This window comes from Sphingomonas sp. LY29 (assembly GCF_035593985.1).
Classification (GTDB): domain Bacteria; phylum Pseudomonadota; class Alphaproteobacteria; order Sphingomonadales; family Sphingomonadaceae; genus Sphingomicrobium.
Window position 1 is genome coordinate 570,095 of record NZ_CP141587.1, and the last position, 15,184, is coordinate 585,278.

General features: G+C 58.9%; 16 protein-coding genes and 1 pseudogene. 9 read left to right on the plus strand and 8 right to left on the minus strand.

The genetic code is table 11. The annotated features are described in order from the left end of the window. Positions 1-45: 45 nt before the first annotated feature. A complete protein-coding gene (locus SH584_RS02800) occupies positions 46-1,197 on the minus strand; it encodes an MFS transporter (RefSeq protein WP_324808385.1) in 1,152 nt (383 codons plus the stop codon). A 171-nt stretch (positions 1,198-1,368) separates the two neighbouring features. Between SH584_RS02800 and SH584_RS02805 the strand changes: the two genes are divergently transcribed. The 3 genes from SH584_RS02805 to SH584_RS02810 all read left to right on the plus strand — a co-directional run bounded on the left by SH584_RS02805 (position 1,369) and on the right by SH584_RS02810 (position 3,973). After that, on the plus strand, positions 1,369-2,262 hold the full coding sequence (locus SH584_RS02805) for a LysR family transcriptional regulator (protein ID WP_324808387.1): 894 nt from the start codon (positions 1,369-1,371) through the stop codon (positions 2,260-2,262). A 500-nt stretch (positions 2,263-2,762) separates the two neighbouring features. After that, positions 2,763-2,990: a twin-arginine translocation signal domain-containing protein gene (locus SH584_RS12675; RefSeq protein WP_416385145.1), complete on the plus strand. Its 228-nt coding sequence runs from the start codon at positions 2,763-2,765 to the stop codon at positions 2,988-2,990. A gap of 797 nt (positions 2,991-3,787) precedes the next feature. Then, on the plus strand, positions 3,788-3,973 hold the full coding sequence (locus SH584_RS02810; protein ID WP_324808389.1) for a hypothetical protein: 186 nt from the start codon (positions 3,788-3,790) through the stop codon (positions 3,971-3,973). A gap of 10 nt (positions 3,974-3,983) precedes the next feature. Here the strand turns inward: SH584_RS02810 and SH584_RS02815 are convergent, their stop codons facing one another. Then, complete coding sequence (locus tag SH584_RS02815) at positions 3,984-4,295, minus strand: hypothetical protein (RefSeq protein ID WP_324808390.1); 312 nt, start codon at positions 4,293-4,295, stop codon at positions 3,984-3,986. Positions 4,296-4,351: 56 nt separating this feature from the next. Further along, positions 4,352-4,744, minus strand: coding sequence for a lysozyme inhibitor LprI family protein (locus SH584_RS12680; protein ID WP_416385162.1), 393 nt, complete (start codon positions 4,742-4,744; stop codon positions 4,352-4,354). A gap of 164 nt (positions 4,745-4,908) precedes the next feature. Between SH584_RS12680 and SH584_RS02820 the strand changes: the two genes are divergently transcribed. Then, complete coding sequence (locus tag SH584_RS02820) at positions 4,909-5,682, plus strand: hypothetical protein (RefSeq protein WP_324808392.1); 774 nt, start codon at positions 4,909-4,911, stop codon at positions 5,680-5,682. A 551-nt stretch (positions 5,683-6,233) separates the two neighbouring features. On the opposite strand, the gene SH584_RS02825 is transcribed toward SH584_RS02820, so the two are convergent. Beyond that, a complete protein-coding gene (locus tag SH584_RS02825) occupies positions 6,234-6,626 on the minus strand; it encodes a DUF4019 domain-containing protein (protein ID WP_324808394.1) in 393 nt (130 codons plus the stop codon). Positions 6,627-7,108: 482 nt separating this feature from the next. Between SH584_RS02825 and SH584_RS02830 the strand changes: the two genes are divergently transcribed. The 3 genes from SH584_RS02830 to SH584_RS02840 all read left to right on the plus strand — a co-directional run bounded on the left by SH584_RS02830 (position 7,109) and on the right by SH584_RS02840 (position 9,413). Further along, positions 7,109-7,318 carry a hypothetical protein gene (locus SH584_RS02830; RefSeq protein ID WP_324808396.1) on the plus strand — a complete coding sequence of 70 codons (210 nt, stop codon included), beginning with the start codon at positions 7,109-7,111 and terminating at the stop codon, positions 7,316-7,318. Positions 7,319-8,757: 1,439 nt separating this feature from the next. Then, a complete protein-coding gene (locus tag SH584_RS02835) occupies positions 8,758-8,967 on the plus strand; it encodes a hypothetical protein (protein WP_324808397.1) in 210 nt (69 codons plus the stop codon). 194 nt (positions 8,968-9,161) lie between these two features. After that, the gene (locus tag SH584_RS02840; RefSeq protein WP_324808399.1) at positions 9,162-9,413 is read left to right on the plus strand and encodes a hypothetical protein; all 252 of its coding nucleotides are present in this window, start codon (positions 9,162-9,164) and stop codon (positions 9,411-9,413) included. Positions 9,414-9,886: 473 nt separating this feature from the next. On the opposite strand, the gene SH584_RS02845 is transcribed toward SH584_RS02840, so the two are convergent. Continuing rightward, positions 9,887-10,420 carry an META domain-containing protein gene (locus tag SH584_RS02845; protein ID WP_324808401.1) on the minus strand — a complete coding sequence of 178 codons (534 nt, stop codon included), beginning with the start codon at positions 10,418-10,420 and terminating at the stop codon, positions 9,887-9,889. A 163-nt stretch (positions 10,421-10,583) separates the two neighbouring features. Beyond that, positions 10,584-11,376: pseudogene (locus tag SH584_RS02850) on the minus strand (MauE/DoxX family redox-associated membrane protein). Positions 11,377-11,423: 47 nt separating this feature from the next. Between SH584_RS02850 and SH584_RS02855 the strand changes: the two are divergent. Further along, positions 11,424-11,828, plus strand: a complete 405-nt coding sequence (locus SH584_RS02855) for a MerR family transcriptional regulator (protein ID WP_324808403.1) — start codon at positions 11,424-11,426, stop codon at positions 11,826-11,828. A gap of 274 nt (positions 11,829-12,102) precedes the next feature. Here the strand turns inward: SH584_RS02855 and SH584_RS02860 are convergent, their stop codons facing one another. Further along, on the minus strand, positions 12,103-12,726 hold the full coding sequence (locus tag SH584_RS02860) for a YceI family protein (protein WP_322842688.1): 624 nt from the start codon (positions 12,724-12,726) through the stop codon (positions 12,103-12,105). A 405-nt stretch (positions 12,727-13,131) separates the two neighbouring features. Between SH584_RS02860 and SH584_RS02865 the strand changes: the two genes are divergently transcribed. Beyond that, the gene (locus tag SH584_RS02865; protein WP_324808405.1) at positions 13,132-14,133 is read left to right on the plus strand and encodes a rod shape-determining protein; all 1,002 of its coding nucleotides are present in this window, start codon (positions 13,132-13,134) and stop codon (positions 14,131-14,133) included. A 10-nt stretch (positions 14,134-14,143) separates the two neighbouring features. On the opposite strand, the gene ygiD is transcribed toward SH584_RS02865, so the two are convergent. Further along, positions 14,144-14,983, minus strand: a complete 840-nt coding sequence (gene ygiD / locus SH584_RS02870) for a 4,5-DOPA-extradiol-dioxygenase (RefSeq protein ID WP_324808407.1) — start codon at positions 14,981-14,983, stop codon at positions 14,144-14,146. Between the last annotated feature and the right edge of the window lie 201 nt (positions 14,984-15,184).

Consider the following 15,184-nt stretch of genomic DNA (forward strand, 5'->3'; position numbering starts at 1 on the left):
GCGACCTACTGTTCGTTGAGACATGTTGCATCGGAATCTCCGGTTTCAGAGTGCCGCCGTGACGGCGTAGGGATAAGGAGCGCGATGATCGGCAGTGGGCGATGAGCGCGCGGCGACGAATGCGACGATTGATGACGACGTCAGCAGGGTGGCGCTGGCCAAGAAGGTCACCTGATAACCCCAGCGGTCGAAGATTATCCCTCCCAAAGCCGCGCCCAGCGTGATCGCGAGTTGGACGACTGCGACCATCAGGCCGCCGCCCGCCTCGGCTTCGTCAGGCAAAACCTTGCTCACCCATGTCCACCAGGCGACAGGCGCAGCGGTGGCAGCGAAGCCCCAAAGGCCGAGCAGAATGGTGACGAAAATGGGTGAGTGTCCGACGGCCACGAGCCCGCCTGCGATCGCGGCCATGACCAGCGGGATCGAAATCAGCAGCCCATACAATGTTCGCTTCAGCGCAATCCCGATGGCGTAGGTCCCAACCAGACCAGCAGCGCCAAGGCCGAGTAGCATCAGGGATAGCGTGGTGACGTCGACGGCGGTCACGCGTTCGAGGAACGGTCGCAGGTAAGTGAACAGGGCAAATTGTCCCATGAAGAATAGCGCAACGGCGAGCATGCCGAGAGGTACCTGCCGACGGCGAAGCACCTTGAAGGCCGCAACTCTGCTCGCACGTTCGGGAGACGGCATTTTGGGAAGCGACGTGAAGAGCCACACGAAGGTGACGACAGCGAGCGGGACCACGCAGAAAAATGCGCCGCGCCAGCCTACGAATTGACCCAGATAGCTTCCGAGAGGAGCAGCTATGGTGGTGGCGAGCGCGTTGCCGCCGTTCAACAAGGCGAGCGCACGCGGGACCGCATCTTGCGGTACCAGCCGCATGACCGTGGCGGTCGACATTGACCAGAAGCCGCCAATCACCACACCCAGCAACGCTCTCCCGACCATGAACACCGCGTAGTTTGGAGCGAGCGCGACAATGACCCCCGAGACGATCATGGCGATGGTGAGACCCAGCAGCAGATTACGCCGGTCGAGGCTCTTACTGGCTGAGGCAATGAACAAGCTCGTCATCACGGCAAAGAGCCCAGAGACCGCGATGCCCTGCCCCGCCTGGCCTTCGCTGACCATCAGGCCAGAGGCGATCGGTGTGAGCAGGCTGACGGGCATGAACTCCGACGCGATCAGCGTCGACACGCACAGTGACAGTGCGAATACCGCAGGCCAGCCGCCGCCCCGTAGGCCTCCACCTAAAAGCCTTTGCGCTGAGTTGTGATGCTGAGCAATTTCCATGCAGCCCATTTAGTGCATCCACTTGATGCGGATTAGACGCTATGATCGGCATGCGGCAGTGAGCAGGATTCAACGATGCAACGCGAAATGATGGCCGATCTTGTCGCGTTTCTTGCCGTCGCCCGTGAAGAGAGTTTTACTCGAGCGGCTGCAAAGCTCGGCGTTTCGCCGTCGGCCCTCAGCCACACGATCCGAAAGCTTGAGGAGCGGCTTGGCGTCCGTCTGCTGACGCGCACAAGCCGTCACGTATCGACCACTGAACCAGGCGAACGATTGCTACAGCGCGTCGGCCCAAACTTCGATCAGGTCGCTGACGAGCTCGCTCGACTGAAGGAATTGCGGGAAACCCCGGCCGGGACCTTGCGCATCACGACTGGCGACCAGCCCGCCGAGAGCATCCTCATGCCTGCCTTGGCAAAACTTATGCTGCTCTATCCCGACCTCTCGGTCGAGCTCATGGTCGATAACGGTTTCGTCGACATCGTTGCCGAGCGGTTCGACGCGGGGGTTCGTCTCGGCGAAACGCTTGCGCAAGACATGATCGCCGTTCCCATCGGGCCAGACATGCGTATGGCGATTGCCGCTTCACCGAAGTATTTCGAGCAGCGCGGACTGCCGCAGACGCCCGGCGACCTTGCCAACCACAACTGCATCAATCTGCGACACCAGGCTCGCGGAGGAAATTCGATCTGGGATTTGGAGAAAGACGGCCGTGCCGTGAACGTGCGCGTCGACGGGCAGTTCGTTGTCAATGACATCGCGATCGTTCGACAGGCCGCCGTGGACGGTGTCGGCATGTGCTATCTGCCACGCGACTACTTGCAGGAGAAGATCGAAGGGGGCGACCTCCTGCCGGTACTCGAAGATTGGTGCCCGCCATTCCCGGGCTATCATCTTTATTATCCTAGCCGTCGCCAACAGTCCCCTGCGCTGGCCGCCTTCATAGCCGCCGTTCGCTATCGACCCTGAAATGTTCGGCTTTTGGCCGTTAGCAGACTGTCTGCTTACGGGGCGCCAGGGCGGAGATCCCGCCATTCATTCACCGAGCCAGTGAATGACCGCATCCGACCCATTGCGGACATGGCCAGTCCATGCATTTTTCCTGATATGAACATCATGCAGCCATTCCTTGCTGGAGCGCTCGTCGTGCTGGTAAGTGGGTGCTCCCCTCGAGGAGACGCTGTACCTTCCCGTGACCGGTCACTGCAGATGGTGGGGTCAATCGAGTGCGTCGCAGCTATCTCGGAGGAGGTCCTAACGAGCCGATGGGGCACCATCAGCGCGCCGGAGTTTGTGGGTGCTTCAGAGCGCGGCAGAGTTACCTTCAGGGAATTGTCGCCCGAGCAGTTCCGGTATTCGAAGCGCATTGCCGAACGTCACAGCTGCGCGACGTCAATCACCGCTGGCGAGCAGCGTTGATGTCCGCTTTCCACCTATTGCGGACATGAGAGGGTGACATCAAAACGCCGATGGTGAGCAGACGCGACCTCCTACGCGCGGCGGCGGCGACGGGCCTGACTATGGTCGTCTACAGCCTGTGGGCGTCCAGCCGACGAGTGTGCTTCGACTCTCCGTGCTACTTGCCTGAAAACGTCATCTACTTCTTGTTTGATGAGGCTTGGGTCATCGGACTGGGTGTATTCCCACTTGCCTTCCTCACGATGTGGGCTTGGCGACGCGGCGCGGACAAGCCTTGAGCGAATGTCCCCGTCCGACCCATTGCGGACATAGGCACTTCAACTCACAAGGCCGAATAAACAATTGCAATCATCGCGCGGCGTCTGCCTGATGTCGTTCTTCAAGGAGGACGGCTACCTACGACCCGAGGAGCGAGCGCCCAAACAGTCTCCGTCTCGCATCAGGAAAGGGTGTGTGATCGTCTTGCTTATTGCGGCGGCTCTGCCCTCGAGTTGCGTCGTTCTGGCGTTCAAGGAACATCGTGAGCGCCCAGCAAAGATTACGGCTCTAGAGAGCGTCTGCCAGAGGTTTCCCAGCATTGATCGGGAAGGAGCGAGGGCGCTCGATAGGCTGTATAAGTCCGCCTCGCGAGGTGAGATCGGCAAGCAAAGTGTTACCTTTAAAAGTGGAGAATACAACAGCGGCGACTATGAGCCATTCCCGTATGCCGTAGAGGACTTGTCGCGCGGGGAACTGCGTGTCCGAGTGACCGATGTACTGGTTGATGGCCGACCAGCAATCACTCTTCGCGAACCAGAACTAGTTTTGCCCAATAGGATCGGCGTAGCTGCTGACTCAACTTTCGTCGTCAACTGCAAGCGAAGTTCCGTGTTCGAGGTCTCGGATGCGGTTTCGGAGGCGCGGGAACGGGCAAAGGGTCGCCGCTAATCAAAAACTCAGGCGAGCAGGGAGAGCATAATGTCAGCTTTCCGCCCATTGCGGACGGTCTGCTCTCCACCTATTGCTCACAATCAGATGACGTTTAAGTTGGCGGCATGCCTAGCAAGAGTATCCCGCTGAGCGGAAGATGCCGCGAGTGGCCATCGTCAAAGTGAGCGACTTTGGATATCAAGGATACTTTCCTCAGTGTCGCATCATTGGCCAAATGCTGAACGAAGGCGAGGAGCCGACGCCAGAAGGGCGTGACGCGATAGTTGTCTATCGGGTAGAAAACATTCTGGCCGGTAGATTGGAAGAAGAACGGCGCATTCCAGCGCGCTAAGTACCGACGCTTAGCGGGCGCGAAGCATCCGCCGTCCCAACCATGCTCCTAAGAGCACAATCAAAGCCCAAAGCGGCACGATGGCGACTGAGAGGGCCAGCAGCATGCCCCAACTTTGGCAGCTTGCCTGCATCCACAACCAAGGTGTTATCGCTGGCATGCAACCATCGCGGAAAGCGACACCCAGCAGCATCAATAAAGGGATAACGCAGGCGAGAGTGACTCCCGATCGGCGAACCCACGCTGTCGATATCAAACTGATCAACGCACCCAGCATCGCGGCAAAGCTCACGATGGCGATCCAGATCAGCACAATGTTCATGTTCCTCGACTAAGCATCTCTGCGAAACTGCGGCCCTGAGGAGTGTGTTGCCGGCGCTAGCGCTTGGAGATGGCTAGCGCTTGCAGAAAGTCTGCGCGCCTCGTGGTCCAGCTCGTCAAGCAACCCAGCTCATTGATAGCAAAGTAAGTGGCTCTTCCGGCCTGTGCGACCCTTGCACATTCGGCGTTTCGGACATCTCGCCATGCTCGTTGCTCCGTCCGCAATCGCCGTGCAGCCCCTGGCCCTTTGACGGCTCGTTCTTGCGCTAGGGCGACAATCCAGTGCCGATTCATTTCCGTCTCAGAAGCTCGAAACTGGAGCTCCGCCAAGCAGAGCGAATACGGTCGTCCCTCATCTTGCGCGCGATTATCGCAGGCGGCAGCGCCAGGGGTGGTGGAGCGTGGAGCTTTGGATTCAGCGCAGATCCCGGATGAGACCTGGATCGCCATTCCAAAAAAGACGAGCGCTTTGATGATCTGCACGCATCGGTCTTTCGCAGAGCAGGCGCAGGTCCGCAATGAGTGGAAAGCGGACGGTGGCTGTCGCAGTATCTTGTGAAACGCATTGACGCCCGTATCAAAGGCCCTTGATTGTCGGCACGTTGATTGGCCCCATGTTTGAAGGGTTCGGGATGTTTGCAAATTTATCTAGGTCACTCATCGCGTTTGGCCTTTTAAGCTCTCTTGCGTCGCCAGCCTTTTCGCAGCGCGCTCAACTCAGCACGACTTGGTGGATTGAGCCGGTTGCGCCGCCGATCGGCGTGCGCCAACTCGCATCTAAAGAGCATGTCTTGAAGCAACGGCTGCTCCCGTCGGGACTTGTGAGGCTTTCACGGCCTGTCACGACTGGCGAAGCCGGCTTCAATCTAGCATCCGGGACAGAGTTGTTAGAGGTCGACGGTGGCCCCGGCGCAATCTTCTGCGATGCACGGCTCCATTCGGTGGGTCTGATTGGCGGAAGTCCGCAAGGCTGCTTCCTCGATTCCGATCGGGATGGGCGCTTCGACGCAACATTTCGAACGGCGTCGCAGGCTCCTGCGCTCGTTATGATCATTGGACGAATGCCAAGGCGGACGACGCCCCTTGCCGCGCCAATCGCTTATTCGCGTGCCGACCCGGCCACTTCAACTCTCGGTGCGTTTGTCGCGATCGAACGGCGCAATTATTTCAACATCTATGGGCGAGAGAATTTCATGATCGCCTTCGGGACCGCCGAGAAGCAGGAGCGGATCACCGATCCCATCTATTTCAAGACGACCGATCTGCCCAAGCAAATGACGATTCTTGGATCATCCTTTACTGCTTTGAGCGAGGCAGAGGGCCGCATGGCAATCCGCGTCGATGCAGCAATGCCGCGGCAGCCGTTCGGTGTGATAAAAACCCGGTAACGACACTAAAGCGCTGCCTATATTCGTCGAGTGGACGATCAGGACGCCTTGATTCCTGATCGATCACAGCCTGACCATTACGAGGCGGAAGAACAGGAACACCGCGGCGCGGGCAAACCCGTGACAATATTCCTTGCTGACGAAAAAAATGGCCTTGTCTTGATCCTCATCTTGGCGCCGGCGGGCTAAGTAACGTCGTCCGCGCTTCTTTCGCGCCACATCTCGAACATTTTAATCGCTCCCTAATGTCCGCCAAGCATCCATTCCCGCACGCGCGGGCGAGATCAAAGCCGTCAACCGTCGTTCCGTAACCACAGGCTCCACAATCGATCTTGAGCGCACATTTAAAGCGCACGAGATCGCCGGCAGTGTGGACGTGCTTGGTCGACATTCCTGCCCGCTACGCGGACGAGAACGATTCGGGAACATCGAAGTGCTTGCACTGTAGGATTTCTGTGGACAGGTTGAGCAGGGGCAATTCCCGTCGCAAACGCCTGTTAAGGGTCAAACGGAGACTGTCCGCTTTCGACCCATTGCGGACATTTGGACTATCAGCGAACGAAGTACCCGTTCACCGCCCACCCGGAAGCCTCGCGAGCGAGTATTACCGTTTCAAAAGCGTCGGCTTTGTTGGCGAAGGCCGTCCGAAACTCCACGATCCGATAATCACCATCGGGTGCGCCGGGGAGCGATTTGGTGGGCGTGACCTTCTGGAGTTTCCGAGAATGAACAACTCCCAATGGTGTTCGAACCGGCTGTACTGCAGCAGCCCACTGTACGCTGGTAATCTGGGACCGGAAAAGCGCACCGGCCTCGCTCCAGCTGTCGGCCCACTTTTGCTGGTCCACCAAAGCAACCCATTCACCAGCGGCGGCTTCGACCGCGACATTCGAAGGGTCCGCGACAACAAGCGCCGAGACAGCCACGATAAGATTACTAAACACGCGTTGCTCCTGCCGAAAGGTAAGCGACGGACAGTGTGACTCCCCCAATAGTCTTATGCAAGTAGCCCCGATCGGCACTGACCGATGTCCGCTTTCCACCGATCGCGACATTGAAGCTGAGCGTCTGACGTCGACCGAACGCGAGCATTCCCGCACGTTTCAAAGGCGAGTTTTCAGCACTCTCGACAAGCCGTCCTGCCTGGCTCTAGCCTAGCCGACTGTCTCCACCGAGGTGCGCCATGTTCCTGCTACCCCTTCTTACACAGCTGGTTGGGGTAGGCTCGGCCCCCGGTACGCCGCTCCCACCGCCGCAAGCCGAAAGAACGGAACTGCCACCCGAGTATGTAGCCGACTGCCGCTTGGTGAATGCGGTCGGACGGGTCGCTCGGCTGCGGGTTCAAGTGGGGAACTTCCCACAGCCAAATGGGCGGATTGTTTCTGCCGATCCTGCGCTCGCGTATCTCCGGCAACCTAGCCTAGTCATGAGCCGGGTCAGCACCCCCGACGGCCTCGGCGGCTGGGATATGTCTGACACGATCATGATCCAGCAGACTACAAGTGGGGACGTCGGTGTCCGCCTTGAGACTCGCAATCGGGAGCCGTTGGCAAGTGTCGCGCTCATCTCAACCGCAAAGCGCGATTGGGGAAGAACCTATGAAGCCGGTATGTGTGGCGTGCAGGTGAAGAACTGACCAGCTACGCGCGACACGATTGAATGAGCGGCGGATCCAATGTCCGCTTTCCACCCCTTGCGGACATTACGTGTCAGCTTGAGCTCTTGGTGTCTGGCTGCGTACCGATGCGCATGACGGGCGCCGCTCCTCATCATTGGGATAGACTGGGCTGATGCTCACGCACGCCCTAAGCATGCGCTGCACCTCTACTAGGCACTCTTGCGGGCGAAGATTATCAGCGAGTTCCGCAGGTGCTGACCTTCGGCTCCTACCAAGGAACTCGACCCAGTAGTGGCCCGTGGGGTCTGGCATAAGGCTCCTTAAATCGGCTCTTGCAGATTGGGCTACCTCCACACCGCAATCAGTAACTGCCTTAACGCAGTTCTCGGGCATGCCGCATTCCCTGAACGCCGTGTATTCCCAGTGTCCTTCCCACTTGCCAGCAAACACTCTCGGGGCCCCAAAAAGCGGGGAGACGGTTTGATCCGACTGCGATGGCTGGCAGCCGGAAAGCAACAACGCAGCAAACATAATGGAGTAGCGCATACCGCATTGAACTCATCGTTATCTCTGTGCAATATCGGCTTGCGACCCATTGCGGACATGCGCTCTTTGCGAGAGTATGTGCTCGTGTCTGAGGGCGATAATCATGTAATTTGGAGTGGTCGGCCTGCGCAGGGCTTAGCGTGGCGGCCGCAAGACTTCGGCCACACTGCAACCTACACTCTTGTGGGCGCAGTCGTGCTTTTCATGAGCATAAAAGGGGAGCATTGGTTCTTCTTTGCGCTCTCACTTGCTGTGCTAGCTTACGTCATAGTGGGGCGATTTTACCACGATGCCGCTCTGAGAAAGCGCATCAGCTACAAGCTGACACAACGCGGCTTGGAGGTCTGGCGAGACGGGAAAGCAAGACCTGAAGGTGTTATTGAGCTCCATCGCCTGAACGATCTCCAGCCCCTCTTCATCACCACCTCGGGCCGAGGCACCGTGGAACTTCCGCCTGGAGGCTGGGCGAGGCAGCCAGAATGGTTCGACCGTTGGGATAGCATGGTGCCAGCCATGTATCCGTGCCGACGACTTGAACTGCTTGAACATGTGCTACCAGCACTGGAAACCATCCGCAGGGAATCCTCCCTTGCGCGATTTGGGAACGTGAAGCCTCCGATCTCACCGACGTAGCTCGTCCACCCGCCACCCCAACCCGCCGTAGCGATCGCGGGCAGATCTGATCTAGCCCGATGGCTCGACCTGGCCGAAAGCAGACAGTCGGCTTTAGGGCCGAGGGTTAGCAGCTTCGGTCACTCGTTCAGCTAGGTCAGGGACGACCGCTTTCGACCCATTGCGGACATGCGCGCCCACGGTCACACTGCCATCGGGGGGCAAATCGATCGATGGCCAATCTATGGGCGCGGGATAGGGCGACACCATTCTACTTGGTAGTTGGGCTCATTGGCCTGATGGTCGTCGCCCTCGGCTTTGGATACACCTACGGTCTGCCGATCGCTCGTGGAAACTTTTCTGCTCCTTGGTTCGTCCATCTGCATGGCGCTGCTTCGCTGGCTTGGGTCTTGTTGTTCATTGGCCAGGCGGCACTGGTGAAATGGCGCCGAACGCCACTTCATCGACGACTGGGCCAGACAGCGGTTCCCCTCGCGCTGGTGATCTGAGCCAGCGGCATAAGCACCGCACTTTGGGCTGCTGAAAGAGATATTCCCGAACAGGGCACCGCCGCCACCTCGGCCCTTTCCGGCACGGCAACTGGGCTCACACTTTTCGTGGTGCTGGTCGGGGCGGCGATTCTAAATCGCAAGCGCCCGGACTGGCACAAAAGGCTCGTATTGCTTGCGACCATCCATGTGCTGTGGCCAGCTTTTTTCGCTTGCGGCATTGGTTTCCAGAAGTTCCCAATCCGGAGATCTGGCTGGCCCTGGTGCTTGCTTATTCCCCCATTCTATTCGCGGCCGCCCGCGACCAGTGGAAATGCGGCAAGGTTCATCCTGTTTGGCTGATCATCGCGCCGGCGCTCCTGATTGAACAAACGATAGAGGTGATGTTCTTCGATCAGGGCATCCAGAGGGCTCTTGGACAGTGGCTGTTTGGTGTTCTCACCTGATTGAGAAGTGAATCCCACGTTCGCTTCCCACCCAAAGCTTACCTTCGATCGACCTGACGCGCTGATGTCCGCGATGGGTGGCAATCGGACGTTGCGTCAGAGACATGGCCCGACGACGCATGAAGCTGACAAGGCCATCATTGGCAGGGTAAGGAAAGAAACGAGCGTATACACTGAGCCTACTAAGGCAATGACGCTACGTCGCCACCCAGACGCAAGCAGCGCGGCCATGCCTATGACCCAAACTGAGATAAGGACGGTAGCAAGCCACCAGCCCGGCGATCCACTCAGCAAAATGTGAGCTTGAGCGAGTGGGTAGAGGATGAGCGGTGGGCTGAGCAGCATCACCGCCAGTGTGCGAAAGGTGCGGGTCATGAGGGGAACCTAGCCAACTGCCAATACCGCAACGGATCGTTAGCGGACGGTTGGTTAGCGCCGCGCAGATTCTTTTCAAAGACGTAGACGGCGCTTTGCTAGCGGATGAGATCCATGGTGCCGTTCTCATTCACTATGCGGAGCCGGTCCGGGGGCGTCAGCTCCATAGTGACTGGCAGACGCAGGATTGCATAACCCTGCTCCTCTTGCGCCATGATCCGCTCGTCACAACCCCGCTCTGTTCTCATGGACCCATCGATTCCCAGCGCAAGCTTGTCACCATTGCGTGTCCAGCCGTTAAGCTGAAGCGAGTTGCAGCCCAAGAATGCCGTCGTTGTCGCCCTTGGAGCGCCGATGTTAAAGGAACCGTCCGGTCGCTGCGCTGCTACGGGCGGGCCCTCGGCGCCAAGCTCCAGCCAGGCGCCTGACGCCGCCTGCCCGTTTACGGACAGGATTGACCACCTTCCGCGCAGGTCGTCAGTAACGACCGGAGGCCGAACATCCTCATGCGGATGCGCGGCGGGCGGGATCGATCCGGCGCTAGCACAGGCTGCCAGTCCGAACGGAAGAATAAAGGCAGATACATTCATGCCGATGCGCTTAGCAGGACAAAACTGAACCTTGTCGTGCAAAGGGCCCATCCGAATGTCCGCGATGGGTGGAGAGAGGTCACCCTATCGCAGCCTAGGCGAACGTCGGATTTAATCGCCCAACGTCTCAAAAGCGGACCCGTCTGCTTCCGGCCAGTTTCCGCCGGCGTTGCGGCTTCTACTGTGGAAGGAGACACTGGGTGGGTCATAAATGAACACCTGCACCTGTGAGACCCAAGGGACCGACGGCCATCCATATGGCCATTGCGATCATCATCAGGTTTTCTGTGAGCGAGACGAAGCCGAGAGGGACGTTGCTGGAGCCGCCGACGCAAGCGCACTTCAGCTCGCGCTTGTCGATATACACGGCCTTGAAGACCGAAATCGCGCTGATCGTACCAATGAAGAGCGCAATTGGAACTGACAACCAACTAAGAGCCCCGGCCACCATGAGAACGCCGGCGAAACCTTCCGCGAATGGATATATATATAGCTGTACGCCACCCACCGCTTCGCCAGCAGGTCGTAATTCAAGAACATGGTGGCGAAGCTCTCGACATTCTGGAGCGTCAGGAGCGCCAGCACGACCATCGAGAAGCCTATGAACCACTCCACGGCGCGGATCGTGAGAACGCTTCCGGTGACCGCATAGGTTGCGCCCGCAGCCATCAGCGCGGTCATGGCGAACAGGACGAAAACGGGGGTGTAGCTCAAGGCCTTTGGGTCCGCCACGTGCTTGCCTAGGAAGCGGCGCAAGTCGTCGTAGCCGCCGATGCGCTTGCCGCCGATGAAGGTTTGAGGGGTCGTCGCGACTCCATGTTCCGCCTTAAAGGCGTCAGTTTCCTCTCGCGTAGTAAGGTGGTGGTCTTCCACCTCGTATCCGGAGCTTTGAGAAGATCGACCGCTTTGAGCCCGTATGGGCAGGTATGAGAAGGCATGACCATTCTGTGGATCACCGCCTTTTTTGCTGTGACCGGATTATTGGTCGTGCCCGACATTTCTAATCTCCTTGAAATGATGTCGGCAGCTATATAGGTCCCGTACTATGGTACAGAGTCAAAGGGTGTCTTCGCTAACAATTGGCACGCTTGCTGCCGCCGGTGGCGTGGGGGTGGAAACCATTCGTTTCTACCAGCGCAAAGGTCTGCTGGCGCAGCCAACTCGCGAGAGCGGAATCAGGCGCTATGGGTCAGAAGACCTGCGCCGCCTGCGGTTCATCAAGCGGGCTCAGACAGCGGGCTTTACCCTGGAGGAGATCAAGGAGCTCCTGATGCTGGATGCAGGCCAGAATCGCAGCCGAGCGAGAAGCCTGGCTGTAAGTCGCGTCGAGGCTCTCGATGCGAAGATTGCTGAACTGAGAGCTGCTCGAAACTCGCTCAAAAGGCTCGCCACCGAGTGTGGTGAGGGATCGAAGGGACCTTGCCCCATCCTATCCTCGTTCAGCGTTTGAGGTCTGTCTGCGACCTCCGCGGTTGTCGAGAGAGGCCGTTTGCGCGGAACCATTCGAGCAACGTCCGCTTCTCGCGGGCCTCGCCAACAAGCAGATCGTCCGCGATCGGCCAATTGCGAACGGTCTGCTGTCTACGCATGGCGGCCGTTGCCGGCGCACTAATTGGAGTTCGCACATCGCCTACCCAAGCGTCGGGCCGTCCTTGGTAGGGCACAGGTGGTTCGATGTAATAATTACGCTCAAAAGGTCTCCGAATGACGTTTGTGCCGCCGACTTACGAGGGCTCCTGCAGTTTAAATTCGGCCTCCAGTCGCAGAGTGACTTCGTCACCCAGCAGCGGCAGCCCATAAATGATGCCAAAGTCCGACCGCTTGATTTTCGCCTCTCCGTCGAAGCCAACGGTATACTTCTTGTCGGCGGGACTGACGCCGGCCTGATTGAAATCGGCTTTGATGACGATTGGACGCGTAACGCCGCGCAATGTCAGATCGCCCGAAATACTGGCTGTATCTCGATCGACAATCCGAATGCTGGACGCACGAAATGTGGTCGCCGGGTGGTTCTTGGTATCGAAGAAATCCGCGGTCTGAAGATGTTGATCCAGACCTTTGCTGAACGTCCCGGCACTTTCCATCATGACCGTCGCATTCAGGCGGCTTGCTGACGGTTTTTCAACGTTCAAGTCGAGGTTTGCGAACACATTGGTGAATTGCCCCGCATACGTCGAGAATCCCATGTGGCTAACTGACCAAGTGATTTTGCCGTGAGCAGGATCTAGCACATAAAGTCCGGAACGCGCCTCTGTGGGATTCCGCGTGAGAAGGCCGGTTTGAGCCCAAGCAGCGCCTGACAACGCCGTTACGCAGATAACGCTAATCATGATCATCTTCTTGGCCACGTCGATCTCCCCGAAACATAAAACGGTAGGGCGCTTTACCCACCAATGAAGGACGAAAAAGCTATCACGGCTGGCAAGCCGAAAGCGATTGTCGAGCCTACAACTACAACTTCGAACTTTTCCCGAATGGTCATTATGTCTCTCCGAAACGCCCGCGACATTGCGGTGCAATTGTATTAGCTCGACGGCGCCCGCAGGTGGCTCGGAAGATGTTGATCGATACCGCAGATTCGACTGTATGATTACAAGAAGTCCGCAGAATCAGCTGGGCCGCACGGGATGCCGGATTCTAGGGGCCTTGATGGGTAACGGTTTCCTCACGCGAGACTCGGTTCGATTGACTCCGGATGCTAGACGTCAGGTTGCCGGTTTCCCTGGCCGACGGCTCGCCGAAGGAACACGTGAATGTTGAAATCAAATGCTGCGCGCCGCGCGATCGGCATCGACCTTGGCACGGCCAATACTATTGCCGTGACGGCACGCGGCGGCATTGTCTTCGATCAACCGTCCGTCTGCTGCTTCCAAAGCTATGACGCAGCGCCGCGCTTTATTTCGGCCGGCGACGTCGCGCACAGCTATGTCGGTCGGGTAACCAAACCGCTGAAGATCGTGCGACCCCTGAAGAACGGCGTACTCAGCGACATGTCGGCGGCCCGCGAACTGCTTTACTTCGTGAATCAGGCCATCGGTGGACAACGTCGCTTTGGCCGGCTTCGTCCCCACATCGGTATTCCCGCGGATGCTACGCAAAGCGAACGCAGCGCCTTGTTCAGCGCCGCGACTGATGCCGGCTTTGGCCGGCCCGAACTGCTGCCGGAGCCGCTGCTCGCGGCGATCGGCCTGGGGCTGGACGTCGACCAACCGCGCGGCCGGATGATTGTGGATTGTGGCGCCGGAACGACGGAAGCCGCCGTGATTTCGCTTGGCGGGATCTGCCTGACCAATTCGGTTCGCGGGGGCGGCGAAGCCTTGAACCGGTCGCTGATCGAGCATCTCCACTCCGAGCATCGGTTTCAGATTGGGGTCGCCGCGGCAGAGACGATGAAAATCCAATTGTCAGCGCTCCTGGCCAACCCGGCGTCAGACGACTCGGTCGAGGTGCGCGGGCTGGACGCGGCGTCTGGACTGCCCCGTGCGCTCCCGGTGCCGGCATCCGAGCTATTGCCGGTGTGGCAGAAACATGTGTCCGAGATCGTCAACATGGTGCGCGAGACGCTGCGCGACACGCCCGCCGAACTGTCGAAGGACATATTGGACGACGGCATCACGCTAACCGGTGGCGGCAGCCTGAGCGCCTTGCTGGCCAAGCAAATTTCACTGGAGACGTCGGTGACGACCCGCGTCGCCGACGCGCCGCGTCATTGCGTCGCCTTCGGCTTGCAGCGCCTGCTGGAGAAGCAGGCTTAGGCTTGTGCTGCTAAATGTTGGTCTGGTCGGCGGGAACGCCCACCGGCAATAACGCCGCACCGTCGCCTTCCGCGCAGTCCAGTCCGTCCATGCCGATGCCGTAGCAGGTCATCGACAGTGATCCCATCGCATAACCGCGCACGATCGCCGATGCGCCGCCATCGGTCGCGGCCAGCCCGGCAGTGTAAAGCAACGGAATGAAATGATCGGGTGTCGGCACTGCCATGTCGAAATCCTGATGCTCGAGGGCACGAAGGATGTGCGCCGGATCGCTGCTCATTTGCGCGGCGACCGCTTCGTCGAACCGCTGCGCCCAGTCGGCGCCGCCGTCGGGGTCGTCCCAGTCGATCCGCCGCAAATTGTGAACGACATTCCCGCTCGACACGATCAGCACTCCGCTGCGGCGCAGGGCCGACAGCTTCAATCCCACATCGACGTGATACTCCAGCGGTTTCAAAGCATTGATCGACAGTTGAACGACGGGCACGTCGGCATGCGGAAAGAGATGGGTCAGCACGCTCCATGTGCCGTGGTCGAGGCCCCATTGATCGCGATCGGCGCCGACCCAATGCGGCTTCACAATTTCCGCAATTTCGCCGGCAAGTTCGGGCATTCCCGGCGCCGGATAGTCGAACTCGAACAAGTCGTCGGGAAAGCCGTAAAAGTCGTGGATCGTCCTGGGCCGGGCCATCGCCGTTACCGCCGTAGCGCCGATAAACCAATGCGCCGAAATCACGAGGATGGCGCGCGGACGCGGCAGGGCCTTGCCCAGCCGGCGCCACGCCCGCGTGTAGCCATTCAGTTCGAGCGTATTCATCGGACTGCCATGTCCGATGAACAGAGCAGGCATCAAAGTTTCGTGTGTCGACATCCGGCCTCTCCTGCGCAGCTTAGCCCGCGACGAGCGAGGCTACTGCCAGCAACGCCGGCAGTCCGAATGCAATCGTCGACCCGACAATTGCAACTTCTGACTTCTCACGAACGGTCATGGTTAGTCTCCCTAAAGATCCGGCTTCGCACATTTCGAAGCCACCTGAGGAATAGGGCAAAG

What these genes read in the sequence shown, in the direction of transcription:
- SH584_RS02855 (WP_324808403.1), top strand. Translation starts at nt 11,424, where the DNA reads ATGGTACAGAGTCAAAGGGTGTCTTCGCTAACAATTGGCACGCTTGCT.
- SH584_RS12675 (WP_416385145.1), top strand. Translation starts at nt 2,763, where the DNA reads ATGGTGAGCAGACGCGACCTCCTACGCGCGGCGGCGGCGACGGGCCTG.
- SH584_RS02805 (WP_324808387.1), top strand. Translation starts at nt 1,369, where the DNA reads ATGCAACGCGAAATGATGGCCGATCTTGTCGCGTTTCTTGCCGTCGCC.
- SH584_RS02815 (WP_324808390.1), bottom strand. Translation starts at nt 4,295, where the DNA reads ATGAACATTGTGCTGATCTGGATCGCCATCGTGAGCTTTGCCGCGATG.
- SH584_RS12680 (WP_416385162.1), bottom strand. Translation starts at nt 4,744, where the DNA reads ATGGCGATCCAGGTCTCATCCGGGATCTGCGCTGAATCCAAAGCTCCA.
- SH584_RS02830 (WP_324808396.1), top strand. Translation starts at nt 7,109, where the DNA reads ATGAGCCGGGTCAGCACCCCCGACGGCCTCGGCGGCTGGGATATGTCT.
- SH584_RS02865 (WP_324808405.1), top strand. Translation starts at nt 13,132, where the DNA reads ATGTTGAAATCAAATGCTGCGCGCCGCGCGATCGGCATCGACCTTGGC.
- ygiD (WP_324808407.1), bottom strand. Translation starts at nt 14,983, where the DNA reads ATGCCTGCTCTGTTCATCGGACATGGCAGTCCGATGAATACGCTCGAA.
- SH584_RS02820 (WP_324808392.1), top strand. Translation starts at nt 4,909, where the DNA reads ATGTTTGAAGGGTTCGGGATGTTTGCAAATTTATCTAGGTCACTCATC.
- SH584_RS02835 (WP_324808397.1), top strand. Translation starts at nt 8,758, where the DNA reads ATGGTCGTCGCCCTCGGCTTTGGATACACCTACGGTCTGCCGATCGCT.